This window comes from Ancylobacter sonchi (genome assembly GCF_018390695.1).
GTDB classification, from domain to species: Bacteria; Pseudomonadota; Alphaproteobacteria; order Rhizobiales; family Xanthobacteraceae; genus Ancylobacter; species Ancylobacter sonchi.
Genome location: NZ_JAHBGF010000012.1, coordinates 55,083 through 78,029, shown reverse-complemented (window position 1 = coordinate 78,029; position 22,947 = coordinate 55,083). Strand labels below are relative to the sequence as shown.

The following is a 22,947-nucleotide window of genomic DNA, read 5'->3' as shown; positions in this document are numbered from 1 at the left end:
GATGGCCGAGATCAGGGTCGACCACCTCCGCAAGGCCTTCGGCGAGTTCGTCGCGGTGCAGGATTCCTCCTTCACCGTCGAGGATGGCGAGTTCCTCGCCCTTCTCGGGCCGTCCGGCTGCGGCAAGACCACCACGCTGCGCATGATCGCCGGGCTGGAGCTGCCCACCGGCGGTGCCATCCATCTCGGCGGCGAGGACGTCACCTACAAGCGGGCCAGCGAGCGCGACATCGCCTTCGTTTTCCAGCTCTTCGCGCTCTACCCGCACATGAACGTGCGGAAGAACATCGGCTTCCCGCTGCTGTCGCAGGGCGTGCCGAAGGCGGAGATAAAGCGCCGCGTCGAGGAGACGGCGAAGCTCCTGCAGATCGACCACATCCTCGACAAGTCGGTCTCCGGCCTCGCCGGCGGCGACCGCCAGCGCGTGGCGCTGGGCCGCGCCATCGTGCGGCGGCCGAAATGCTTCCTGATGGACGAGCCGCTCGGCACGCTCGACGCCGAGTTCCGCGACGTGATGGTCCGCGAGCTCCGCGAACTGCACAACCGCATCCACGCCACCACGGTCTACGTCACCCATGACCAGATCGAGGCGATGGCGATGGCCGACAAGATCGCGGTGATGAATCACGGCATCATCGAGCAGTTCGCCACCCCGCGCGAGATCTACAACCGCCCGGCCTCGATGTATGTCGCCGACTTCATCGGCTCGCCGCCGATGAACTTCCTGCGCTTCACCGCCGGCCTGCCGAAGGGCGCCCGCATCGCCCGCATCGACGGGGCGGATGTGCAGATGCCCGAGCTGCGCGCCGACGTCGCCGAGGGCGAGCTCGCTCTGGGCGTGCGTCCCGAACACATCCGCTTCTCGGATGCCTCGCCGCTGCGCGGGGCGATCTATGGCGCGGAATATCTCGGCACCAACCAGATCGTCACGGTGGAGACGGCGGGCGGCCTCGTCCGCGCCCGTCTGCCGGCCGAGCGCAGCTACCGCATCGGCGACCGCGTCGGCCTCGCCTTCGTCGCCGACCGGCTGTCGCTGTTCGATTGCCGCAGCGGCCGCGCCGTTCCCTCGGTGCTGCATGAGGGTGTGCTGGCGCGCGACACCCGCCACCGCGAAATGCGCGATCTGGAGGCCCATCATGGCTGATGTCACGCTGAAGGGCGTCACCCGCAGCTTCGGCGACAAGCGCGCCGTCGACAGTCTCGACCTCGCCATCGCCGATGGCGAATTCGTGGTGCTGCTCGGCCCCACCGGCGCCGGCAAGACCACCACGCTGCGCCTCATCGCCGGGCTGGAGAAGCCGGATGCCGGTACGGTGGAGATCGGCGGGCGGCCGATGAACGGCGAGTCCCCCGCCGGGCGCGACGTCGCCTTCGTGTTCCAGCAATATTCGCTCTACCCGCATCTCACCGTCTACGAGAACCTCGCCTTCCCGCTGCGCTCGCCGGCGCGGCGCATGGACAAGGCGACCATCGACGCCCGGGTGCGGCAGGTGGCGAAGATGGTGCGCATCGACCACAAGCTGGAGAACCGCTCGACAAGGCTGTCGGGCGGCGAGATGCAGCGCGTCGCCATCGGCCGGGCGCTGGTGCGCCGGCCCTCGATCTATCTCATGGACGAGCCGCTCTCCTCGCTCGACGCCAAGCTGCGCGGCGAACTGCGGCTAGAGCTCAAGCGCATCCAGAAGGAGCTCGGCGCGACGCTGCTCTACGTCACCCACGACCAGATCGAGGCGATGACCATGGCCGACCGCATCGGCATCCTCGCGGAGGGGCGGCTGGTGCAGATCGGCACCCCGCGCGAGATCTACGCCAACCCGGCCAATCTGCACGTCGCCGCCCGGCTTGGTCAGCCGCACATCAACCTGATGCCGCCCGGCCTGCTGCCCGATGCCGCCACGCCGGCTGGCACCCGCACCATCGGCGCGCGCACCGAGCATCTGGAGATCGCCCGCACCGGCGAGGGCATCACCGGCAATGCCGAGGTCGACTGGATCGAGCATCTCGGCGACCAGAACCACCTGCACATCAAGGTCGACGGCCACAAGCTGGTGACGCTGGCCGATCCCGACCTGCCGGTCGAGGCGGGCGACCGGGTCAGCGTGCGATTGCGCCAGCCGCTCTATTTCGGTGGCGACGGGCAGCGCCTCGCGTGACATGAAGACAAGCGGCGCGGTTCGCTGCGTCGCATCATGTGTCGGCCAGCGCCTCTTCCGGTCGGGCCCGTTGCCCGGTCGATAGGAAGAGGCGCCGGATTCAGGAGAGTGAGCCCGATCCGGTCGGGGCGGGCTCTGGGGATCGGAAGCAATGACCAAGCATTTCTTCAACCGCCGCGAGGCCATCGTCACCGAGGCGCTGGACGGTCTCATCCGTACCACCCCGCCCGGCCGGCTGGCCCGGCTCGACACCTATCCCGACATCAAGGTCGTCCTCCGCGCCGATTGGGACAGGTCGAAGGTGGCGGTGGTCTCCGGCGGCGGCGCCGGCCACGAGCCCTCGCATGCCGGCTTCGTCGGCCGCGGCATGCTCACCGCCGCGGTGTCGGGCGAGATCTTCGCCTCGCCGAGCGTGGAAGCGGTGCTCACCGCCATCCGCGCGGTCACCGGCGCGCCGGGCTGCCTCCTGGTGGTGAAGAACTACACCGGCGACCGGCTGAATTTCGGCCTCGCCGCCGAGCGCGCCCGCGCCGAGGGCTTCAAGGTCGAGGTGGTGATCGTCGCCGACGACATCGCGCTGCCCGACCTGCCGCAGCCGCGCGGCATCGCCGGCACGCTGTTCGTGCACAAGATCGCCGGCCATCACGCCGAGGCGGGCGCCGATCTCGCCAGCGTGGCGGCGGCGGCCAAGGCGGCGGCGCACGACATCGCCTCGCTCGGCGTGTCGTTCTCCTCCTGCTCGATCCCCGGCCAGAATTTCACCGAGCGGCTCGGCGAGGCCGAGGGCGAGCTCGGCCTCGGCATCCATGGCGAGCCGGGCGTCGAGCGTATCGCGGTGCAGCCGGTCGATGCGCTGGTGGCGCTGATGGGCGAGCATCTGGCGCCGAAGCTCGAAGTCGGCGCCAGCTACGCCCTGCTGGTCAATAATCTCGGCGCCGTGCCGCCCCTGGAGATGTCGTTGATCGCCGACAGCGTGCTGCGTGCGCCGCTCGGCGCCGGGGTGAAGCTGGTGATCGGCCCGCAGGCGCTGATGACGGCGCTGAACATGAACGGCTTCTCGCTGTCCTTCCTCAAGCTCGATGCCGCGCGGGAAGCGGCGCTGGCCTCGCCGGTCGAGCCGCTGGCCTGGCGTCCGGCGGTGACGGCCGGTCCGGTCGCCGTGGTGCCGGCGCCCGCCGCGCCGCGTGTCGAGATCCCGCTCGCCAGCGGCGATGCCACCGCCGAGGCGGTGATCCGCACCGCCTGCGCCACCCTCATCGGGCTGGAGGCGGAGCTGAACCGCCTCGATGCCAAGGCGGGCGACGGCGACACCGGCTCCACCGTCGCCACCGGCGCCCGCGCCATCGAGGGCAAGCTCGCCTCCCTGCCGCTCGCCGACACCGCCGCGACGCTGGGCGTCATCGGCGAGACGCTGGCCACCGCCATGGGCGGGTCGAGCGGCGTGCTTTTGTCGATCTTCTTCACCGCGAGCGCCAAGGCGGTCGCCGAGGGCAAGGACATCCCCGCCGCGCTGATCGCCGGCCTCGACCGCATGACCTTCTATGGCGGCGCCACGCTCGGCGCCCGCACCATGGTCGACGCGCTCGATCCCGGCCTGAAGGCGTTGGCTTCCGGCGGCATCGCCAGCGCCGCCGAGGCGGCGGGCGCCGGCGCCGAAGCCACCAAGGCGATGACCCATGCCCGCGCCGGCCGCGCCTCCTATGTCGCGGCGCGTGATCTCGAAGGCTCGGCCGATCCCGGTGCGGTGGCGGTGGCCGCGGTGTTCGCGGCGCTCGCGCGGGGATAGTGGAACCAGCACAGGGGTGGAGCCGATGCATCTCGCCGCCGCCGATCTCGCCGCGCTGATCGCCCTGTGCCGGGCGGAGATCGACCGGCATGGCGAGCATCTGAGCGCGCTCGACAGTGCCATCGGCGACGGCGACCACGGCGCCAATATGCGGCGCGGCCTCGAGGCGGTGTTCGCCGAGCGCGACGCCATCGCCGCCCTGCCGCTGCCGGCGGCGCTGGAGCGCATTGGCCTGGTGCTGGTGATGAATATCGGCGGCGCCGCCGGCCCGCTCTACGGCACGCTGCTGATGGAGCTCGGCCGGGCGCTGCCCGGCGATGCCGGGGCTGGCGACCTCGCCGCGCCCGACGATCTCGCCGCGCCTCTGGAGCGCGCCATCGCCGCCGTGGCGCGGCGCGGCCGCTCCGGTCCCGGCGACAAGACGCTGCTCGACGTGCTTTACCCGGTGCAGGCCGAGCTGGTAAGGCGCTCGCCGCCGGGCGACATCGCCGCCTGCGCCCGCTCGGCGGCCCATTCCACCGGGCCGATGCAGGCGCGGCGCGGCCGGGCGTCGTTTCTCGGCGCCCGTTCCATCGGCCATGAGGATCCCGGCGCCTCCAGCTGCGCCCTGCTCACCGCCGCCATCTGCGGCTATTTCGAGGAGCATCGCCCGTCATGAACGCGCGTGCCGACCAGCCCTCCGCGCCGTCCCCGGCCAATGTGGGCATCGTCATCGTGTCGCATTCGCCGCTGGTGGCGAAGGGCGCCGCCGACATGGTGCGCCAGATGGTCGGCGACTGCGTGCCGCTCGCCTGGACCGGCGGCAATGTCGAGGGCGGGCTCGGCACCCATGTCGCCGGCATCGCGGCGGCGATCGAGGCGGCGTGGTCGGAGGCCGGGGTGGCGATCTTCGTCGATCTCGGCGGCGCCGAGACCAATAGCGAGATGGCGGTCGAGCGGCTGGGCCCGGCGCGGGCGGCCCGCGTCGCCATCTGCAACGCCCCGCTCGTCGAGGGCGCGGTGGTGGCCGCCGCCGAGGCGTCGGGCGGCTCCAGCCTCGCCAAGGTGGTGGCGACCGCCGAGGAGCTGTCCCCCTGATGAGCGAGCCCAGCCCCGCCTTTCCGCGCGAGCGCAGCGGCGCCCGCTGGCAGACCGAGGTGGAAGTCACCCACGGCATCGGCCTGCATGCGCGCCCCTCGGTCGCCTTCACCCGGCTGGCCAAGAGCTTTCCCTGCGCCATCGAGGTGGCGGTGGACGGCTCGCCGGACTGGCTGAACGGCAAGAGCATCGTCAAGATCATGGGCGCCCGCATCCGTCGCGGCACCCGTCTGCGCATCCGCGCCGAGGGCTTTCGCGCCGAGGAGGCGATCGTCGCGCTCGGCGAGCTGGTGCGGCGCAATTTCGACGAGGACCGCAAGAATGCCCGTGCCGATGGTCGTCCGGATGGCCGGCCCGCGTGAGCTGACCGGCAAGGCGGCCTCGCCCGGCCGCGCCTGCGGCCCGGCGTTCCGCGCCCTGGCGCCGGCCGCGCCCCCGGCGGCGGCCGGGGAGGACGCGCGCGCCGCGCTGGCCGGCGCGGTCGGGGTGGCGATCGGCGAATTGCGGGCGCTGGCCGCCGGCGCCGATGCCCAGAGCGCCGGCGTGCTCGACTTTCAGATCGAGATGCTGCTCGACGACGACCTGATGGAGCCGGCGCTCGCGCGCATCGCCAGGGGGGAGGGCGCGGCGCTGGCCTGGGCCGGCGCGATGGACGCCCACATCGCCGCGCTGGTCGCCGATGACGGCCACGGGACCGAGGACACCTTTGCCGATGTGGTCGAGGGGCGCGGCGCCGGCGAAGACGCCTTCGCCGATGGGGTTGGAGAGCGCGGCACCGGCGAAGACGCCTTCGCCGATGGGGTTGGAGAGCGCGGCACCGGCGAAGACGCCTTCGCCGATGTGGTTGGGGAGCGCGGCGCCGGCGAAGACGCCTTCGCCGCGCGGGCCGCCGATCTCGCCGATCTCCGGCAGCGTGTGCTCGATGCGCTGGCCGGCCGGCCGCGCGCCGATTTCCCCGCCGCCGCGATCTATGTCGGCGACGACATGCCGCCGAGCCTGTTTCTCGCCCATGACTGGTCGAAGGGCGGCGGCATCGCGCTCTGTGCCGGCAGCACGGTGAGCCATGTGGCCATGCTGGCCCGCGCGCGCGGCGTGCCGATGGTCATCGGCCTCGGGCCGCTCGCCGTCGCCGCCGGCCAGCCGCTGCTCGTCGACGGCACGGCCGGGCGGGTCGGCCTCGATCCGGTCGATCCGGTCGCGCCGCCGCTTCCGGCCATCGTTCCCGCCGCCGTCGCCGGGCCGGGCGGGGCGTTCCGGCTGAGCGTCAATCTCAACAGCCTGTCCGACCTCGCCGCCGTCGATCCCGCCACGGTGGACGGCGTCGGGCTGGTGCGCACCGAATTCCTGTTCCTCTCGCCGGCCGAGGCGCTGAGCGAGGAACGGCACGTCGACTGCTACCGCACCATCCTCGCGCGCTTCCCCGGTCGCCCGGTGCGGCTGCGGCTGCTCGATCTCGGCGGCGACAAGGCGCTGCCCGGCCTCGTCGAGGGCGGTCCGGCCTCGCTGCTCGGCGAGCGGGGCATCCGCTTCCTGCTGGCGCATCCCGATCTCGCCCGCATCCAGGCGCGGGCGATCCTGCGCGCGGCGGCGGAAGGCCCGGCGGCCCATGGCTCCGTCAGCGTGCTGCTGCCGATGGTGACGCTGCCGCAGGAGGTCGTCGCCATGGCCGCGTTGTTCGACGAGGAGGCGGCCCGCCTCGCCCGGCTCGGCATCGCCGCACGGCGCCCGCCGCTCGGCATCATGGTGGAGGTGCCGGCCGCCGCCCTCACGCTCGACCTGTTCGACGCGGCGGCGTTCTTTTCGGTGGGGACCAACGATCTGATGCAGTATCTGTCGGCGGCCGCGCGCGACAATCCCATCGCCGCTCCGCTCAATGCCGGCTCGGAGACCGCCTTGTTCCGCCTGATGGCCCAGATCGCGACGACCGCGGAAGCGCTCGGCAAGCCGCTGTCGGTCTGCGGCGACCTCGCCGGCGATCCCGAGGCGCTGGCGCGGCTGGTCGGCCTCGGCTTCCGCGATTTCTCGGTCGCGCCCTCACGGCTTGCCGCCATCGGCCCGCTGCGGCGCGCCATGCCCGCCGGGGAGGGGTGAGACGTGGCGCGGGAGCTCGACGAGGCGGTGATCGCCTACAAGGCCATGCTGGCCGGCATTCTCGACAACCGGCCCTCCGGCACCCGCCAGCGGCTGGCCTCGGCGCTCGGCAAGCATCGCAGCTTCGTCACCCAGGTGACCAGCCCGGCCTATGACACGCCGCTGCCGGCCCGGCACCTGCCGACGATCTTCCGCGTCTGCCATTTCAGCCCCGCCGAGCAGGAGCGCTTCCTGCTCGCCTATGATGCCGCCCATCCCGGCAAGCTGCCGGAGGCCGGCGGCGGCGAGAGGCTGCGCCCGCTGACGCTGATGGCGCCGGATTTCGGCGACGACAAGAAGAACCGCCAGTTCGACGAGGCGGTCGCCGAGTTCGCCCAGAAGATGGCGGCGCTGGTGAATGGCGGTGAGTGAGCGGCTTCACCATAGCGGCACCCGCCCGCTTGCGCGCCGGAGCGCCGGGCGATGAAGAAGATCATGAACGCGCCGGAGCGTTTCGTCGCCGAGAGCCTCGACGGGCTTGTGCGCGCGCATGCCGAGCTCGTCGTCTTCGGCGGCGGGCGCAAATTCGTCCGGCGGCGCCAGCTGGTGCCGGGCAAGGTGGCGGTGATCTCCGGCGGCGGCGCCGGCCACGAGCCGCTGCATTCCGGCTTCGTCGGGTCGGGCATGCTGGATGCCGCCTGCACCGGCCATGTCTTCACTTCGCCGACCCCCGACCAGATCGTCGCGGCGATGGACGAGACCGATACCGGAGCCGGCTGCCTGCTGATCGTCAAGAATTACGACGGCGACGTGATGAATTTCGAGATGGCGGCGGAGATGGCGGCCGGCCGCCATGCCGTCGAGACCGTCATCGTCGAGGACGACGCCGCCACCGGGCCGGCGGTGCGCAGCCGTGGCCGGCGCGGGGTCGCCGGCACGGTGGTGGTGGAGAAGCTGATCGGGGCCGCCGCCGAGCGCGGGGCCGATCTCGCCACGCTGAAGGCGCTGGGCGACGGGCTCAACGCCGCCATCCGCTCGATGGGCGTCGCCCTGCGCGGCGTGGCGATACCGAACAACCCGCGCGAGACCTTCGTGCTCGGGCCGGAGGAGATGGAGATCGGCGTCGGCATCCATGGCGAGCCGGGCCTTGACCGTACCCGTTTCGCCGATGCCGATGCCATTATCGGCCAGCTCGGCGCGGCCATCCTCGCCGAATTGCCGCCGGAGCTGACGGCGGCGCCGGACCTTCACCCGCTGCTGGTCGTCAACGGCTTCGGCGGCACGCCGCCGATCGAGCTCTACCTCGCTTATGGCCTGGCGCACCGCTTCTTCGAGGCGCGGGGCCTCGCGCCGGTGCGCTCGCTCACCGGGACCTTCGTTACCTCGCTGGACATGGCCGGGCTGTCGGTGACGCTGGCCCTGCTCACGACGGATCAGCTGGCGCTGTGGGACGCCCCGGTGGCGACGCCGGCGCTGAACTGGTGAGGCGTCGCCGACGTGTCGGCGATCCAGTCGTCGAGCCGTCGCGCATAGGCCTCGGCGGCGGCATCGAGAGCCTCCACCGGCACCTTGTTGGCCTCGTAGACGATGAAGGGGTCGGCGAGCGCGAGACGGCAGCGATGCGCGGTGGCGCGCAGCGGCGCCAGCAGCGCGTCGAGCGCCAGCGGGTTGCCGGCATCGGAGCGATAGGCCTCGGCCGGTCCGCCGGCGGTCAGGGCGAGCAGGAGCGGCATGCCCTCCACGAGCCGGCCCTCGCTTTCATAGGCGAGGTAGAACATGCGGGTCAGCACCGCGTCCTGCCACGCCTTCAGAAGCGGCGGCGTCGCGTACCACAGCAGCGGGAATTGCAGCACCAGCCGGTCGGCGGCGAGGAGCCGTGCCGCCTCGCGGGCGCCGTCGGCCTCCATGTCGATGCCGTGCGGGTAGAGAGCGGCCATGTCGACCACCTCGACATCCGGCCGCCGCGCCGCCGCGTCGGCGAGCCTTGCATTGGCGCGCGAGCGGGCGGGATCGGGATGGAACAGCAGGACGAGGGTCTTGCCGGTAGGAGCTTTACTGCTGGGGTCTTCGTCGGTGAGTGCGTCGGACATCGTCGTCTCCATAAAGGGGTGACGGCACGATGCGCGGCGGCAATAAATCATTCCAATCGATTGTCGATATAGCCTATTATCCGTTCTATGAATTTACGTTCGCTCGACCTCAACCTGCTGGTGGTGCTGGACGCGCTGCTCGACGAGGCGCATGTCGGGCGGGCCGCCGAGCGGGTGGGCCTGTCGCAGCCGGCCGCCTCGGCGGCGCTGCAACGCTGCCGCCACCTGTTCCGCGACAAGCTGATGGAGCGCGGGCGTGGCGTCATGCGCCTCACGCCACGGGCGCAGGCGCTGCGCGCGCCGCTCAAGGCGCTGCTGGCCGAGGTGGAGGCGCTGGTCGATCCGGCGCCGGTTCCGCTGCACGAACTTCGGCAGACGCTCCGCATCGTCATGACCGACTATCCGGCGCTGTTCGTGCTCGCCCCGCTGGCAGCGCGGCTGGGCGAGACGGCGCCCGGCCTCGATCTGGTGGTGCAGCCCTGGCTCAGCGCGGAGGCGGCGCGGCGGGCGCTGGTCGAGGGCAGCGCCGATCTCGCCGTCTCGGTCTTCGCCCCCGGCGAGGACGGGCTGCGCTACACCCATCTGCTCGACGAGCACTATGTGGTGGCGATGCGGCCCGGCCATCCCGCCGCGACGGCGTTCGACCGCGCGCACTGGCTCGCCAGCCCGCACATCGTCGTCTCCGGGCGGGGTGAGCGGACGACGCCGGTGGATGAGGAACTCGGCCGGCGCGGGCTCGCCCGCCGCGTCGGCTTCGTGGTGCCGGGCTTCCAGATGGTGCCGACGCTGCTGCGCCAGACCGACATGATGGCGCTGCTGCCCTCGCGGGTGGCGGCGGCGGAGGGCGGGCTCGTCAGCTTCCCGCCGCCGGTGCCGGTGGCCGGCTTCCCGCTGCATCTCGCCTGGCACCAGCGTCGCGCCGGCGATGCCGGGCTGCGCCACGTCGCCGGGCTGCTCGCGGAGCTGTTGCGCGCGCCTGCGCCCGCCTGAAGGTGGCTCAGGCCGCCAGCTTCGGCTCCACCTCGACCGTCACATGCGACAGGTCGTGGATATGCGCCAGCTTGGCACGGTAGTGCGAGGGCGGGCGCGGATCGGTGCTGCGCAGCGCCACGATGGCGCCGTGATGGCCGGGGCCGAGCTGCCAGACATGCAGGTCGACGATCTCGTCGCCGTCGGTCTCCACCGCCTCGCGGATTTCGTCCGGCAGGTCCTCGCCCGGCTCGACATAGTCGATCAGCACCGCGCCGGCGCTGCGGATAAGGCCGAAGGACCAGCGGGCGATGACGAGGCCGCCGACGATGCCCATCATCGGGTCGAGCCACAGCCAGCCATAGAGGCTGCCGAGCGTCAGCGCCGCGATGGCAAGCACCGAGGTCAGCGCGTCGGCGAGCACGTGCAGATAGGCGGCGCGCAGGTTGAGGTCGTGCGCAGGTCCCTCGTTAGGCTGCCCCTCGTTAGGCTGCTCGCCGTCATGATGATCGTGGTGATGTCCGTGCCCGTGGTGATGGCCGTGGCCGTGATGGTGGTCGTGGTCCTCGCGCAGCAGCCACGCGCTGGCGAGGTTCACCGCGAGGCCGAGCACCGCCACCGCGATGGCCTGCGGAAAGTCGATGGCGGTCGGGCTGTAGAGCCGCACCAGGCTTTCCCAGCCGATCAGCAGCGCGATCAGCGCCAGCACCACGGCGCTGGCGAAGGCGGCGAGGTCGCCGAGCTTGCCGGTGCCGAAGCTGAAGCGCGGATTGTGGGCGTTGCGGCGGGCATAGAGATAGGCGAGGGCGGTGATCAGCATCGCCGCCGCGTGGGTCGCCATGTGCCAGCCATCGGCGACCAGCGCCATCGAGCCGAACACGCTGCCGGCGACGATCTCGCCGACCATCATCGTCGCGGTCAGCGCGATCACCAGCCAGGTGCGGCGGGCGTTGCGGTCATGGTTGTCGCCGAGGAACACGTGGCTGTGCGGGGCGTCGAGGCGGGCGGCGTCGGTCATTTCATATAGGTCCGGATGACGTCGATCAGTTCCTCGGCGCCCGCCTCGCGGGCGGCCGGGTCCTCGACGCCGAGCACGTGCTCGTGGATGTGGTCTTCGATCAGCTCGGCGGTCAGGCCGTTGATGGCGCCGCGCACCGAGGCGACCTGGTTCAGCACGTCGGCGCAGGGCGCCTCCGCCTCCAGCGACCGCTCGATCGCCTCCATCTGCCCCTTCAGGCGGCGGATGCGCGCGAGAAGCTTGGCCTTGTTCTTCGCAATATGGCTCATGGGATATAGGGGTATACCCTATATTTTAGCGAGGCAAGCCCGTCGGATTCGCGCCAGGCGGTATGACTGCCGCCAGAAAAGCATTGCTTGCGGTCAGTCTGTCCGCCTGCCGGTTGCGTTCGGTGGCACGCGTCGATCCGATCATAGGGGTAACCCCTATAAGAAAACGCCGCGCCTTTGCCGGGCGCGGCGTCGCATGAGGCAGGTCGTGCGTCGTGCGGTCAGCGCGCGACGGCGGCGGCGTGGGCCTCGCGGGTCCGCCCGGCGAGGGAGAGCAGGGCGCCGAGCCCGGCCAGCCCGCCGGTGAGGGCGACGATAGCGCCCCAGCCGCCATGCTGCCAGAACCAGCCGCCCATCGAGCCGGTGACGCTGGAGCCGATATAGTAGAACAGCAGGTACAGCGAGGCGGCGTGTCCCTTGGACAGCCCGGCCAGCGGGCCGACCGAGCTCGAGGCCACCGAATGGCCGATGAAGAAGCCGGTCGCCACCAGCGCCACGCCGCCGGCGATAGCCACCAGCGAGGCGGACAGCGTCAAGAGGATCCCCGCCAGCATGATCAGGAAGCCGGCGACCAGCAGCGGCCGGCGGCCGAAGCGGTCGGCGAGGCTGCCGGCCAGCGAGGAGGAGACGATGCCGAAGCCGAAGGCGAGGAACAGCATGCTCACCGCCGAGGGGGATAGCCCGTAGGGTGCGCCGGACAGCCGGAAGGTGGCGTAGTTGAACAGCGTCACGAAGATGCTGGTGAGCACGAAGCCGATGGCATAGACGCGGATCAGCGCGCGGTTGCGCAGGTGCCCGCCCCAGGCGGAAAGGTGGAAGCCGAGGCCGAGGCCGCGCTGCGGCTCGAAATTGCGCGAGGGCGGCAGCAGCAAGAGGAAGCCGATCGCCGAGGCGACGCACAGCGCGCCGAGCACGCCGAGCGCCATTCGCCAGGAGGCGAATTCGGTGGTCAGCCCCATGCCGACGCGGCCCATCATCGCCCCGAAGGCGGTGCCGCCGATATAGAGGCCCATCGCCTTGCCGAGATGCCTGGGGGCGATCTCCTCGGCGAGATAGGCCATTGCCACTGCCGGCACGCCGCCGAGCACGAAGCCTTCCAGCGCGCGGGCGGCCAGCAGCGTCGGCCAGCTCGGCGCGAAGGCGGCGGCGAGGTTGAACACCGCCGCCAGCGCCATCGAGCCGAAGATCAGCCCGCGCCGGCCCAGTACCTGCGAGAAGGCGCCGGCCAGCACGATGGAGACCGCGAGCATCCCGGTGGTCAGCGACAAAGCGAGCGAGCTCTGCGCCGGGGTCAGCGCGAAGCTGCGGGCGAAGTCGGGCAGCAGAGGCTGCACGCAATAGATCAGCGAGAAGCTGGCGAAGCCGGCGAGGAACAGCGCGAGACCGGCGCGGCGATACTCGGCGGTGCCACGCTCGATGAAGCTCGGCGCCGGCGCCACCTCAAGCTCGATCTCCTCGGGTAGCACGAGGTCGGGCGCCGCGCGGGGAATCTCGGCGGCGGGCGTGCGGTCACGCAGGACGGGCGAGGCGGCAGCGGACGAGGTGACGGCGGAGGAGGCGAGGGAGGCCGAGGCAAGAGAGGGCGAAGCGAGCGCAGGCGCGGACATTTGGACGATTCCCGGAAGCGTCCCCGTTTCGGTGGGGGGAGCAGCCCTGCGGAAATAGTCTCGCGGCCATTATCTGTCCAATATATGGAAATGTCGTTCTTCATATGTAATGAGTATAGCTGTGGAGCTGCGCCACATCCGCTATTTCATCGCCGTCGCCGAAGAGCGGAACTTCACCCGCGCCGCCGCCCGCCTCGGCATCGGCCAGCCGCCGCTTAGCGCCCAGATCAAGGATCTGGAGGCGGAGATCGGCACCCAGCTGTTCCACCGGGTGGCGCATGGCGCCGAGCTGACCGAGGCCGGTGAAGCCTTCCTCGCGGCGGTGAAGCCGCTGCCGGAGGAGGCTGCCGCCGCCATCCGCGCCGCCCGGCGCGCCGCGCGCGGCGAGATCGGCCAGCTCAGCGTCGGCCTCACCGGCACGGCGGCGCTCAACCCGCTATTTCCGGCCGTCATCCGCTCGTTCCGCCGCTCCTATCCCGATGTCGAGCTCAGGATCGTCGAGGCGAATTCGGTGGTGCTGCTGGCGAGCCTGGTCGAGGGGCGGCTGGACGTCGCCGTTTTGCGCCCGGCCGAGTCCGATCCCGCCGATCTGCGCGAGGAGCGGCTGATCGACGAGCCGCTGGTGGCGGCGCTGCCGGCGGCGCATCCCGCCGCGCGGAAGCCTGCGGAGAAGACAAGCGAGGGGCTGGATCTGTCGACGCTCAGGGAGGAGCCGTTCATCCTCACCCCGCGCTCGGTCGGCACCAGCCTGCACGATGCCGCGCTCGCCGCCTGCCGCAAGGTCGGCTTCGAGCCGCGCCTCGGCCCGCCGGCCTCGCAGATCGCCTCGATCCTGTCGCTGGTGGCCGCCGAGTTCGGCGTCTCGCTGGTGCCCGCCTCGCTCAGCGAGCTCAACGTGCCCGGCGTGGCGTTCCGCCGGCTCAGCGCGCCCGAGCCCTGCGTCGGGCTGGTGGTCGCCTATCGCAAGCACCGCCCGCCGCCGCTGGCGCTGAATTTCGCCCGGGTAGCGCGGGCGATCGCCTCGGCGTGAGGCGGGGCCCGGGCAGTATACGCGGAGCGCCAGAGTTTCATGGGGCCGGCAGTTTCGTCAGGGGCTGAAAACTCTGGAAAGGAGGGCCGGCTTCGTGATGGAACTGTGAGTGCCGGATGTTCTGTCGTCCCGGTTGAAGGGATCGTTCTCATGCCTGTCGTGCTGTGCGTCGCGGACGAGACCTATCTGACGAAATGGGATTTCTGCGTGTCCTCGCAGCAGGCCTATGCCGCCCGCTGCGGCTACCGGAGGGAGCTGATCCGCACGCCCGTCGACGGGCTCAACATGAAGTGGAGCAAGCTGGCCCATGCCGCCGTTCTGCTGCGGGGCGGCAGCGACGCCATCCTGCTGCTCGATGCCGATACCGAAGTGACGCCGGCGGCCCCGGCCTTCATCGAGGTGCTGGATGCCGAGCGCGGAGCCGACATCTTCTACGTGCTCGGCATATCCGGCCGCGCGAATAGCGGCGTGCTCATGTTGCGCGGCCGTGGCGGCCTCGATTTGCTGGAGGCCTGCCTGTCGTCGCGCGCGACACCCGTCGCGAAGGAGCATTTCGTGACGCCCGAGGGCGAAAACGGGCACCTGATCGCGATGCTGGCGACGCCGGAGTTCCGCCGGGCAAGTCATGTCCTGCCGCTGGCGTGGAACTGCTCGCAGCCCGACCATGCCGCCGACGCCTATGTGCGGCACTATACCAATCGCCTCCGGGCGGCGCTTGTCAGCGGCAAGTTCCGCGCCTTCGGCTAGCCGGCCTGATAGTCCCGGCGCTCCTGCCGCCGCCGGAGACGCGATCCAGCCCAGCGCGGCGGCTTGCCCAGAGCCGCGGCGACCCTCCGAGATGTCGGCGGGGGGCGTCCGGCGCATGCCGGTTCGCGACCGGCTGCGGCCGCCGCGAAACCGGCTTATGCTGCCGGCGGCGTCGCCCCCGCGTCGCCGTCCCGCACCCGCCAGCCGCGACGGCCCTTCCAATGACCCGAGCTTCGACCCGAGCCTCCTCTGAGGGCGCGCCGGCGCCTTCCCGCCCCAACATTCTGCTGATCACCGCCGACCAGTGGCGCGGCGACCTGATGGGCGCCGGGCGGCCGTTCGGCGGGCTCACGCCGCATCTCGATGCGCTGGCCGCCGCCGGCACCAGCTTCGCCAGCCATTATTGCCAGGTCTATCCCTGCGGCCCGTCGCGCGCCTCGCTCTATACCGGGCTCTATGCCCACAAGCATCGCTCGGTGGCGAACGGCATGCCGCTCGACGCCCGCCACCCGACGCTGTTCACCGAGCTGCGTCGCGCCGGCTACCTGCCGACCCTGTTCGGCTATACCGACACCACGCTCGACCCGCGCGGCGGGGCGCCGCTCGATCCCGATCGCGGCACCTATGAGAATCTCTGCCCGGGAATGGTGGCGGGGGTGATGCTCACCGAGCGGGCGACGCCGTGGCTGGCGCATCTGAAGGCGAACGGCTACCGGGTGGAGGATCCCGATGCCGGCCGCGAGGCGATCTTCGCCCAGCGCCGCTTCGGCGAGCCGGCGGTGTTCGCCGCCGAGCATTCCGAGACCTCCTTCCTCACCGACCGCTTCCTCGACTGGCTCGGCGTGGTCGGCCGCGAGCCCTTCTGCGCCCATCTCTCCTATATCGCCCCGCACCCGCCCTTCGGCGCGGCAGATCCTTGGCACCGTCTCGTCGACCCCGCGGACATGCCGGCGCCGGTGCGCGGGGCCGATCCATCGGTCGAGGCCGGCCAGAGCCGGTTGATCGCCGCTCTGATCGGTCAGATCGGTCTCACCGGCCACCTCATCGACCTCACCGGACGCGCCGCCGAGATGGATGACGAGCTCATCCGCCGCATGCGCGCGATCTATGCTGGCCTCGCCCATGAGGTGGACCACCATCTCGGCCGCATCTTCCGGACGCTCAAGGAAAACGGCTTGTGGGACAATACGTTGATCGTCTTCACCGCTGATCACGGCGAGCAGCTCGGCGATCATTGGCTGCTCGGCAAGACCGGCTATTACGACCAGTCCGCCCATATCCCGCTGGTCATCCGCGACCCGCGTCCCGCCGCCGACAAGGGGCGCGGCAAGCTGTTGGATTCGTTCACGGAATCCGTCGATGTGCTGCCCACCCTGCTGGAGGCGGCCGGCGTGCCGACGCCGCGAAACTGCGACGGCAGGAGCCTTCTCGCTCTCTGCGCCGGCGAGGAAGTCCCGGCCGACTGGCGTGACTCCACCCAGTGGAGCTTCCATTTCGGCGACATTGTCGGGCGGCGGATGGAGGAGGTCCTCGGCCTGCCGACCCGGCTCTGCCATCTGCAAGTCATCCGTACCAAGACATTGAAATACATTGCTTTTGCCGGCCTGCCTCCGGTGATGTTCGACCTCGCCGCCGACCCGGACGAGCTGGAGGATCGTGCTTCGGACCCCGCGTTGCTCGCCCTGCGGCTGGAAGGAGCCGAGCGCCTGCTCGGCTTCCGTCAGCGCCACGAGGAACAGACCCTTACCGGCTATCTGGCAAAGGACGGAACATTCCATGAGGAGGAGGTCTAGAATCTGATTGGAATAATTAAAATAATTGGATTGAAGAGATCCTTTGCGCCATAAATGGAATAGTTTAAAAGTAACAATTAATAATTGTTTAGTTGACAGTAGCGGCATGGCGGGCGGATAGGCAGCGTAGTTCTTGCTTAGCTGGTGGCGCCGATCGATGCCCGTCCGCAACCTGTTGCCTGTCCTGCCGCGCCGACGCGATGTATTGGGCCTGATGGCTCTGAGCCTGATCGGCGGCGGTCTGTCGATGCGTCCGGCGCGAGCGGATATCGCCCTGAAGGATGTCACCGGGCGCGAGATGACGCTCACCAAGCCCGCCTCGCGGATCGTGATCGGCGATGGCCGCTTCCTGCTGGCGCTGGCGCTGGTGCATCCCGATCCGGTGTCGCTCGTTGCCGGCTGGCCGCGCGACATCAACCGCCTCGGCCGGTCGGCCTATGCGGAGTGGCAGAAAAAATTCCCTGCGATCAACGACATACCCCAAACGTCGGCGGCTAACGCAGCGATCTCGGTAGAGCGCATCATCGCCGCGAAGCCGGACCTCGCGCTGTTCTCCCTCGGCGCGACGCCCTCGGACGAGGAGCGGGCGCGGCTGGAGGCGGCGGGCGTCCCCGTCGCGGTGGTCGATTTCTTCGTCAAGCCGCTCGACAATATGGAGGCGAGCCTGCGTCTTATCGGTGGGGCCGTGGGGCGCGAGGCGCAGGCGGAAGCGTTCATCGCCTTCCGCCGCCAGCATTTCGATGTCGTGCGCAGCCGTGTCGCTACTCTGCCGCCGGAGAAGAAGCCGCGCGTGTTCTTCGAGGCGCATGCGGCGATGACCGCCGATTGCTGCAACTCACCCGGTCGCGGCAATATCGGCGAAGTCATCGCGGCGGTCGGTGCGACGAATATCGGCGCCTCGGTGATTTCCGGTGCCTTCGGCAAGCTGAACCTGGAATATGTCATCGCCCAGGATCCGCAGGTCTATGTCGCGACCGGTGGTAGCCACATGGAAGGCACCGCCGGCCTGCTGATCGGTCCGGAATACAGCGCCGAGCGCGCCCGCGAGACGCTGGCCGGCCTCATCCGCCGCCCCGGTTTCGATGGCATGAGCGCGGTCCGCAACCACCGCGTCTACGGCCTCGCCCACCAGATGCTCAACTCGCCGCTCGACGTGCTCACCCTCGAGGTGCTGGCGCGCTGGGCGCATCCCGAGCTGTTCGCCGATCTCGATCCCGACGCCACGCTGGCCGAGATCAATGCGCGCTTCCTCGCCGTGCCCGTCGCCGGTCCGAACTGGATCGCTCTCGACTGATCGGCCTCATCGCATCCCGCAACGGAGATTTCCCCATGCGCCTCGTCGCCCAGACCTGCCGATTCCTTGCCGCCCCTTCGCTTCCCGCGCTGCTGACCGGCGTGGCGCTGTTCGTTGGCGTCGGCGCGGCTGAGGCCGAGCCGGAATTCGTCCGTTCGGTGAAGCCTGGTCCTGGGGTCTATGAGCTGGTGTTCAGCGCGCCGATGAACCGCGTCTATGTCGCCGCCGCCGGCACGCGCGGCTCGACCGAGGCCAAGGTGCTGGCGCTGGATCCGGCGACGCTGGAGACCAAGGAAACCATCGATTTCGGCTCGGAGGCCGCCTTCGGCCTCGGCGTCAACAACACGACCAAGAAGCTCTACGCCACCCAGACCCGCATCGGCGCGGTCGCCATCGTCGACCTTACCACCGGCAAGGTGGTGGCGACGGTGAAGAAGGGTGACAAGGCGCATGTGCGCGAGGCCGTGGTCGACGAGGCCGGCAACCGCACCTTCATCACGGTGATGGGTCGCGATGACGACAGCTCGGTGTGGATCATCGACGGCGCCACCGACAGCATCGTCGGCAGCATCGACAATCTGCCGGGCAGCGTCACTGGCGTCGCCGTCGATCAGAAGGGCAACCGCCTGTTCGCTTCCGCGATGAAGAGCAACCAGGTCCACGTCATCGACCTCGCGACCGGCAAGGTCGTCAAGAGCTTCGCCTCGGGCGGCGAGAACGCGATCAACCTGGTCTATGACGCCAGCGGCGACCAGATCTTCGTCGCGCATCAGGGGACGGGCGAGGTCGTGGTGCTCGACGCCAAGGACGGTTCGGTCGTCAAGAAGATCCCGACCGGCCAGGGCGCCCTCGGCATCACGCTCGATGCGGCGCGCAACCTGGTCTACGTCGCCAATCGTGTCGGCGGCTATGTCACGCTGATCGACACCAAGACGCTGGAGCCGGTGGCGAATGTGGTGACCGGCTCGATGCCGAACACCGTCGCCGTCGATCCGGCGACCGGCAACGCCTATGTCACCAACAAGTCGAAGATGACGCCGCGTCCGCGCCCGGCCCAGCCGCCGGCGGCTGGGGCTGCTCCGGGTGCCGCGCCCGCGCCGGGTACGGCACCGGCGACGCCTGTCGCGGCGGTCCCTGCTGGCGGTGCTCCGGCCGGCGCCGCGCCGGGTGGCCCGGCTCCGGGCGGCCGTCCGGTGCCGATGATCGATCCCTTCGGCGATACCGTCTCCCTGATCAAGCCGTGACGTCGAGGCCGTGACCAAAGCCTGCATGATGAAGACGTCGGAGATGACAGACCGGGAGGCGACCGCGGGCGAGGCACCTGCCGCCGCCCTCTCGTCCTTCGTCCTGGTCGGGGCCGGCGAGACGGTGGTGGCCAATGGCTGCCGGCCGATTCCGGTCGCCGCCGGTGTGTCGCTGGCGCGGCAGGCCGGCGACGCGCTGGCCGATGCACGCGGCGGGGCCCCGGTGCTGGTCGGGGCACTGCCCTATGACCATGCGCGGCCGGCGCATCTGCTGCGTCCGGCCAGCTGGTCGCGCCAGCCCGGCCGCTCCGCCGCCCGGGCCTTCGGGACGCCGGCTCTGGTACGGGCCGACGCGACCCCGCACTGGCAGGTGACGGCGGAGCCTTCCCTCGCCATCTATCGGGCTGCGGTCGCGGAAGCGCTGGCGCGGATGGAGCGCCAGCCGGCGCTGCGCAAGGTGGTGCTGTCGCGGGCGCTTCGAGTGGCCGGCGACCGGCCGATCGACGCCCGCGCGCTGCTCGGCCGCCTTGCCGAGGATCCGGCCGCCACCGCCTTCTGCGTGCCGCTGCCGCCGCAGGGCGGGGCGGGGCGGCTCCTGGTGGGCGCGACGCCGGAACTGCTGGTCTCGCGGCAGGGCGATGTGGTGCTGTCGCACCCGCTCGCCGGCTCGGCCCGCCGCTCGGCCGACCCAAGGCTCGACCGCGAGGCTGCCGAGGGCCTCGTCGCTTCGGCCAAGGATCAGCGCGAGCACCGGGAAGTGGTGACCGCCATCCTCGACCAGCTGGCGCCGCATTGCCGTGAGCTTGGCACACCGGAGGGCACGCAGATCGTGTCCACCGCCAGCATGTGGCATCTCGGCACGCGGATCGTCGGGCGGTTGCACGACATGACGCTGTCGAGCCTGGACCTCGCTGCCCTGCTGCATCCGACGCCCGCCGTCTGCGGCACGCCGCGCGACGCGGCGGCGGCGGTGATCACCGAGCTCGAGGGCCATGATCGCGGTTTCTACGCCGGAGCCGTCGGCTGGTGCGAGGCAAATGGCGACGGCGCCTGGTATGTCGCGCTGCGCTGCGCCGAGATCGCCGGCAACGAGGCGCGGCTGCATGCCGGCGCCGGTGTCGTGCCGGGCTCCGATCCGGTGGCGGAAGGCGAGGAGACCGCGGCGAAATTCGCCGCCATGCTGCGCGCGCTCGGCCTCGACGAAGCCATTGCCTTTGACGGAGCTGCCCGATGATCCCGCTGGTACAGCCTTTTCCGCCGGAGTTCGCCGAGCGCTACCGCCGGGCCGGCTATTGGCGCGGCGAGACCTTCTCCGGCATGCTGCGGGACCTTGCCGCGCGCCATGCCGAGCGGACGGCGGTGGTCGGCGGGGATCAGCGCTGGAGCTATGCCGAACTCGCCGACCGCGCCGAGCGGGCGGCGGCCGGCTTCCTCGCGCTGGGGCTGAAGCCCGGCGACCGGGTGGTGGTTCAACTGCCGAACATTCCGGAATTCCTGTCGGTGGTGTTCGGCCTGTTCCGCGCCGGGCTGGTGCCGGTCTATGCGCTGCCGGCGCATCGAGTGGTCGAGGTGGTGCATTTCGCCCGCACCGCCGAGGCGCGCGCCTATGTCGTCGCCGAACGCCATGAGGGCTTCGACTATCGCGGCCTTGCCGAAGAGGTGCGGCGGCAGGTGCTGGCGCTCGATACGGTGGTCGTGGTCGGCGAAGCCGGCCCGTTCACACCGTTCGCCGGGCTGGAGGGCGATGTCGCGTCGCTGCCGGACGATCCGGATCCCTCGTCGGTCGCCTTCCTGCAGATTTCCGGCGGCAGCACCGGCCTGTCCAAGCTGATCCCGCGCACGCATGACGACTATATCTACAGCTTCCGCGCCAGCGCCGAGATCTGCGGCCTGACGCCGGACAGCATCTATCTCGCGGCTCTGCCGGTGGCGCATAATTTCCCGATGAGTTCGCCCGGCGTGTTCGGCGTGCTCCATGCCGGCGGCACCGTGGTGATGTCGCCCTCGCCGAGCCCCGAAGCGGCCTTCCCGCTGATCGCGCGGGAGAGGGTGACGATCACCGGCCTGGTGCCGCCGCTCGCTCTGCTGTGGATGCAGGCGGCGCCGAAGGCCGGGCACGACCTGTCCAGCCTTCAAGTGCTGCAGGTCGGCGGCGCCAAGTTCATGCCGGAGGCGGCGCGGCGGGTGCGCCCGACGCTCGGCTGCACCTTGCAGCAGGTGTTCGGCATGGCGGAGGGGCTGGTCAACTACACCCGCCTCGATGATCCGGAGGAGATTATCGTTACCACGCAGGGGCGGCCGATCAGCGAGGCCGACGAGGTGCTGATCCTCGACGACGCGGGCCATCCGGTGCCGGAAGGCGAGGTCGGCAATTTGCTGGCGCGCGGGCCCTACACCATCCGCGCCTATCACAATAATGACGGCGCCAATGCCCGCTCCTTCACTCCGGACGGCTTCTACCGCACCGGCGACATGGTGAAGCGGACGCCCGAGGGCTATCTCGTGGTGCAGGGCCGCGCCAGCGACCACATCAACCGCGCCGGCGAGAAGATCTCCGCCGAGGAGATCGAGGATCACCTGCTGGCGCATCCGAGCGTGTTCGATGCAGCCGTGGTGTCGCTGCCGGACGAGTTCCTCGGCGAGCGCAGCTGCGCCTTCGTCATCGCGCAGGGTGACAAGCCGAAGGCGGCGGCGCTGAAGGCGTTCATGCGCACGCGCGGGCTGGCCGACTTCAAGGTACCCGACCAGATCGTCTTCGTGCCGGCCTTCGAGACCACGGCGGTGGGCAAGGTCAGCCGCAAGGAACTGCGTGCCGCGCTGCGCCGGCAGTTCCTCGCCGAACAATCGGCCGTGTCGCCGGGAGAATGACTATGTCCGACAAACCCGGATTGCCGCGTATCGCCTCTTATGCGCTGCCGACGCCGGCCGAGCTGCCGGCCTCGCGGGCGCCGTGGATGCTCGCCCGCGAGCGGGCCGCGCTGCTCATCCACGACATGCAGGGCTATTTCGTCGCCGCCTTCGCCGCCGGCGAGGCACCGATCGCACCGGCCATCGCCAACATCGCCGCGTTGGCCGCCGCCGCCCGCGCCGCCGGGGTGCCGGTATTCTACACGGCGCAGGACGGCAACCAGGACCGGCGCGACCGCGGCCTGCAGGCCGATCTCTGGGGGCCGGGCATGAGTTCGGCGCCGGAACACCAGAAGGTCATCGCCGAGCTCACGCCCGGGCCGGACGACTTCGTACTGGTGAAGCACCGCTACAGTGCCTTCCAGCGCTCCAACCTGGAGACGCTGATGCGGGTGCGCGGCCGCGACCAGCTGATCGTCACCGGCATCTATGCCCATATCGGCTGCCAGCTCACCACCGCCGAGGCGTTCATGCGCGACATCGAGCCGTTCTTCGTCGCCGATGCGCTCGCCGATTTCTCGCGGGCGAAGCACGATGCGGCACTCGCCTATGTCGCGTCGACCTGCGGTGTCGTTGCTCCTGCCGCCGCGCTGATGGAGACGCTGCGATGATCGATCCTACAGAGATCCGCCGCCTCGCCGAGCCGCGCGAGTCGCTGACCATGGACGGCATGCGCCGCGACATCGCCGCGATGCTGCACGAGGACCCGTCCGAGATCGGCGAGGCCGACAGCCTGCTCGACCTCGGGCTCGATTCCATGCGGGCGATGAATCTCGTGCTGGGCTGGAGCGAGGGCGGTCTCGACCTCGAATTCTCCGAATTCGCCGAAGACCCGACGCTTGCCGGCTGGTGGACGATCGTCGCCCGGCAGCAGGCGCAGCGCGGCTGAACGC

The 22,947-nt window shown here is 70.5% G+C and carries 23 protein-coding genes; 19 read left to right on the top strand and 4 right to left on the bottom strand.

Features of this window, described 5'->3' with window-relative positions:
• The first annotated feature begins 1 nt into the window (after nucleotide 1).
• The 9 genes from KHC28_RS05605 (at nucleotide 2) to KHC28_RS05565 (ending at nucleotide 8,571) form a co-directional block, all read left to right on the top strand.
• Nucleotides 2-1,144, top strand: a complete 1,143-nt coding sequence (locus KHC28_RS05605; protein WP_214007355.1) for an ABC transporter ATP-binding protein — start codon at nucleotides 2-4, stop codon at nucleotides 1,142-1,144.
• A complete protein-coding gene (locus tag KHC28_RS05600; protein ID WP_214007354.1) occupies nucleotides 1,137-2,153 on the top strand; it encodes an ABC transporter ATP-binding protein in 1,017 nt (338 codons plus the stop codon). The genes KHC28_RS05605 and KHC28_RS05600 overlap by 8 nt, the downstream gene beginning before the upstream one ends.
• Nucleotides 2,154-2,304: 151 nt before the next feature.
• Nucleotides 2,305-3,939: a dihydroxyacetone kinase subunit DhaK gene (locus KHC28_RS05595; RefSeq protein ID WP_214007353.1), complete on the top strand. Its 1,635-nt coding sequence runs from the start codon at nucleotides 2,305-2,307 to the stop codon at nucleotides 3,937-3,939.
• Between the two features lie 25 nt (nucleotides 3,940-3,964).
• Complete coding sequence (dhaL, locus tag KHC28_RS05590; RefSeq protein ID WP_214007352.1) at nucleotides 3,965-4,597, top strand: dihydroxyacetone kinase subunit DhaL; 633 nt, start codon at nucleotides 3,965-3,967, stop codon at nucleotides 4,595-4,597.
• A complete protein-coding gene (dhaM, locus tag KHC28_RS05585; protein ID WP_214007351.1) occupies nucleotides 4,594-5,016 on the top strand; it encodes a dihydroxyacetone kinase phosphoryl donor subunit DhaM in 423 nt (140 codons plus the stop codon). Before dhaL ends, dhaM begins: the two co-directional genes overlap by 4 nt.
• On the top strand, nucleotides 5,016-5,378 hold the full coding sequence (locus KHC28_RS05580) for an HPr family phosphocarrier protein (protein WP_214007350.1): 363 nt from the start codon (nucleotides 5,016-5,018) through the stop codon (nucleotides 5,376-5,378). The genes dhaM and KHC28_RS05580 overlap by 1 nt, the downstream gene beginning before the upstream one ends.
• Nucleotides 5,338-7,107 (top strand): putative PEP-binding protein, encoded by a 1,770-nt coding sequence (locus KHC28_RS05575; RefSeq protein ID WP_246564368.1) that lies wholly within the window; start codon nucleotides 5,338-5,340, stop codon nucleotides 7,105-7,107. Before KHC28_RS05580 ends, KHC28_RS05575 begins: the two co-directional genes overlap by 41 nt.
• A gap of 3 nt (nucleotides 7,108-7,110) precedes the next feature.
• Entirely contained in the window at nucleotides 7,111-7,518 is a 408-nt protein-coding gene (locus KHC28_RS05570; protein WP_214007349.1) for a hypothetical protein, read from the top strand.
• Between the two features lie 51 nt (nucleotides 7,519-7,569).
• A complete protein-coding gene (locus KHC28_RS05565) occupies nucleotides 7,570-8,571 on the top strand; it encodes a dihydroxyacetone kinase subunit DhaK (RefSeq protein ID WP_214007348.1) in 1,002 nt (333 codons plus the stop codon).
• Here the strand turns inward: KHC28_RS05565 and KHC28_RS05560 are convergent.
• Complete coding sequence (locus KHC28_RS05560) at nucleotides 8,520-9,176, bottom strand: NAD(P)H-dependent oxidoreductase (RefSeq protein WP_214007347.1); 657 nt, start codon at nucleotides 9,174-9,176, stop codon at nucleotides 8,520-8,522. The genes KHC28_RS05565 and KHC28_RS05560 overlap by 52 nt on opposite strands.
• Nucleotides 9,177-9,263: 87 nt before the next feature.
• On the opposite strand from KHC28_RS05560, the gene KHC28_RS05555 reads away from it, so the two are divergent.
• Nucleotides 9,264-10,166 carry a LysR family transcriptional regulator gene (locus tag KHC28_RS05555; protein ID WP_214007346.1) on the top strand — a complete coding sequence of 301 codons (903 nt, stop codon included), beginning with the start codon at nucleotides 9,264-9,266 and terminating at the stop codon, nucleotides 10,164-10,166.
• Nucleotides 10,167-10,173: 7 nt separating this feature from the next.
• Here the strand turns inward: KHC28_RS05555 and dmeF are convergent, their stop codons facing one another.
• The 3 genes from dmeF to KHC28_RS05540 form a co-directional block, all read right to left on the bottom strand.
• A complete protein-coding gene (dmeF, locus tag KHC28_RS05550; protein ID WP_214007345.1) occupies nucleotides 10,174-11,163 on the bottom strand; it encodes a CDF family Co(II)/Ni(II) efflux transporter DmeF in 990 nt (329 codons plus the stop codon).
• Nucleotides 11,160-11,432 carry a metal/formaldehyde-sensitive transcriptional repressor gene (locus tag KHC28_RS05545; RefSeq protein WP_214007344.1) on the bottom strand — a complete coding sequence of 91 codons (273 nt, stop codon included), beginning with the start codon at nucleotides 11,430-11,432 and terminating at the stop codon, nucleotides 11,160-11,162. The genes dmeF and KHC28_RS05545 overlap by 4 nt, the downstream gene beginning before the upstream one ends.
• A 221-nt stretch (nucleotides 11,433-11,653) precedes the next feature.
• Entirely contained in the window at nucleotides 11,654-13,039 is a 1,386-nt protein-coding gene (locus tag KHC28_RS05540) for an MFS transporter (RefSeq protein WP_214007343.1), read from the bottom strand.
• A gap of 121 nt (nucleotides 13,040-13,160) precedes the next feature.
• Between KHC28_RS05540 and KHC28_RS05535 the strand changes: the two genes are divergently transcribed.
• From KHC28_RS05535 to KHC28_RS05495, 9 genes are all read left to right on the top strand, one after another.
• Nucleotides 13,161-14,069, top strand: a complete 909-nt coding sequence (locus KHC28_RS05535; RefSeq protein WP_214007342.1) for a LysR family transcriptional regulator — start codon at nucleotides 13,161-13,163, stop codon at nucleotides 14,067-14,069.
• Nucleotides 14,070-14,219: 150 nt separating this feature from the next.
• Nucleotides 14,220-14,816: a hypothetical protein gene (locus KHC28_RS05530; RefSeq protein WP_214007341.1), complete on the top strand. Its 597-nt coding sequence runs from the start codon at nucleotides 14,220-14,222 to the stop codon at nucleotides 14,814-14,816.
• A 221-nt stretch (nucleotides 14,817-15,037) separates the two neighbouring features.
• On the top strand, nucleotides 15,038-16,609 hold the full coding sequence (locus tag KHC28_RS05525) for an alkaline phosphatase family protein (protein WP_214007340.1): 1,572 nt from the start codon (nucleotides 15,038-15,040) through the stop codon (nucleotides 16,607-16,609).
• Nucleotides 16,610-16,823: 214 nt separating this feature from the next.
• A complete protein-coding gene (locus KHC28_RS05520) occupies nucleotides 16,824-17,903 on the top strand; it encodes an ABC transporter substrate-binding protein (protein WP_246564366.1) in 1,080 nt (359 codons plus the stop codon).
• A 35-nt stretch (nucleotides 17,904-17,938) separates the two neighbouring features.
• On the top strand, nucleotides 17,939-19,147 hold the full coding sequence (locus KHC28_RS05515) for a YncE family protein (protein WP_214007338.1): 1,209 nt from the start codon (nucleotides 17,939-17,941) through the stop codon (nucleotides 19,145-19,147).
• 25 nt (nucleotides 19,148-19,172) lie between these two features.
• Nucleotides 19,173-20,381: an isochorismate synthase gene (locus KHC28_RS05510; protein ID WP_246564365.1), complete on the top strand. Its 1,209-nt coding sequence runs from the start codon at nucleotides 19,173-19,175 to the stop codon at nucleotides 20,379-20,381.
• The gene (locus tag KHC28_RS05505) at nucleotides 20,378-22,015 is read left to right on the top strand and encodes a (2,3-dihydroxybenzoyl)adenylate synthase (RefSeq protein ID WP_214007337.1); all 1,638 of its coding nucleotides are present in this window, start codon (nucleotides 20,378-20,380) and stop codon (nucleotides 22,013-22,015) included. The genes KHC28_RS05510 and KHC28_RS05505 overlap by 4 nt, the downstream gene beginning before the upstream one ends.
• A 2-nt stretch (nucleotides 22,016-22,017) precedes the next feature.
• Nucleotides 22,018-22,665 (top strand): isochorismatase family protein, encoded by a 648-nt coding sequence (locus KHC28_RS05500; protein ID WP_214007336.1) that lies wholly within the window; start codon nucleotides 22,018-22,020, stop codon nucleotides 22,663-22,665.
• A complete protein-coding gene (locus tag KHC28_RS05495; protein WP_214007335.1) occupies nucleotides 22,662-22,943 on the top strand; it encodes a phosphopantetheine-binding protein in 282 nt (93 codons plus the stop codon). The genes KHC28_RS05500 and KHC28_RS05495 overlap by 4 nt, the downstream gene beginning before the upstream one ends.
• The last annotated feature ends 4 nt before the right edge of the window (nucleotides 22,944-22,947 follow it).

Bases quoted from the DNA above. Each gene is read 5' to 3' on its own strand.
- KHC28_RS05605 (WP_214007355.1), top strand. From the start codon at position 2: ATGGCCGAGATCAGGGTCGACCACCTCCGCAAGGCCTTCGGCGAGTTC.
- KHC28_RS05600 (WP_214007354.1), top strand. From the start codon at position 1,137: ATGGCTGATGTCACGCTGAAGGGCGTCACCCGCAGCTTCGGCGACAAG.
- KHC28_RS05595 (WP_214007353.1), top strand. From the start codon at position 2,305: ATGACCAAGCATTTCTTCAACCGCCGCGAGGCCATCGTCACCGAGGCG.
- dhaL (WP_214007352.1), top strand. From the start codon at position 3,965: ATGCATCTCGCCGCCGCCGATCTCGCCGCGCTGATCGCCCTGTGCCGG.
- dhaM (WP_214007351.1), top strand. From the start codon at position 4,594: ATGAACGCGCGTGCCGACCAGCCCTCCGCGCCGTCCCCGGCCAATGTG.
- KHC28_RS05580 (WP_214007350.1), top strand. From the start codon at position 5,016: ATGAGCGAGCCCAGCCCCGCCTTTCCGCGCGAGCGCAGCGGCGCCCGC.
- KHC28_RS05575 (WP_246564368.1), top strand. From the start codon at position 5,338: ATGCCCGTGCCGATGGTCGTCCGGATGGCCGGCCCGCGTGAGCTGACC.
- KHC28_RS05565 (WP_214007348.1), top strand. From the start codon at position 7,570: ATGAAGAAGATCATGAACGCGCCGGAGCGTTTCGTCGCCGAGAGCCTC.
- KHC28_RS05560 (WP_214007347.1), bottom strand. From the start codon at position 9,176: ATGTCCGACGCACTCACCGACGAAGACCCCAGCAGTAAAGCTCCTACC.
- KHC28_RS05555 (WP_214007346.1), top strand. From the start codon at position 9,264: ATGAATTTACGTTCGCTCGACCTCAACCTGCTGGTGGTGCTGGACGCG.
- dmeF (WP_214007345.1), bottom strand. From the start codon at position 11,163: ATGACCGACGCCGCCCGCCTCGACGCCCCGCACAGCCACGTGTTCCTC.
- KHC28_RS05545 (WP_214007344.1), bottom strand. From the start codon at position 11,432: ATGAGCCATATTGCGAAGAACAAGGCCAAGCTTCTCGCGCGCATCCGC.
- KHC28_RS05540 (WP_214007343.1), bottom strand. From the start codon at position 13,039: ATGTCCGCGCCTGCGCTCGCTTCGCCCTCTCTTGCCTCGGCCTCCCTC.
- KHC28_RS05530 (WP_214007341.1), top strand. From the start codon at position 14,220: ATGCCTGTCGTGCTGTGCGTCGCGGACGAGACCTATCTGACGAAATGG.
- KHC28_RS05525 (WP_214007340.1), top strand. From the start codon at position 15,038: ATGACCCGAGCTTCGACCCGAGCCTCCTCTGAGGGCGCGCCGGCGCCT.
- KHC28_RS05520 (WP_246564366.1), top strand. From the start codon at position 16,824: ATGGCTCTGAGCCTGATCGGCGGCGGTCTGTCGATGCGTCCGGCGCGA.
- KHC28_RS05515 (WP_214007338.1), top strand. From the start codon at position 17,939: ATGCGCCTCGTCGCCCAGACCTGCCGATTCCTTGCCGCCCCTTCGCTT.
- KHC28_RS05510 (WP_246564365.1), top strand. From the start codon at position 19,173: ATGATGAAGACGTCGGAGATGACAGACCGGGAGGCGACCGCGGGCGAG.
- KHC28_RS05505 (WP_214007337.1), top strand. From the start codon at position 20,378: ATGATCCCGCTGGTACAGCCTTTTCCGCCGGAGTTCGCCGAGCGCTAC.
- KHC28_RS05500 (WP_214007336.1), top strand. From the start codon at position 22,018: ATGTCCGACAAACCCGGATTGCCGCGTATCGCCTCTTATGCGCTGCCG.
- KHC28_RS05495 (WP_214007335.1), top strand. From the start codon at position 22,662: ATGATCGATCCTACAGAGATCCGCCGCCTCGCCGAGCCGCGCGAGTCG.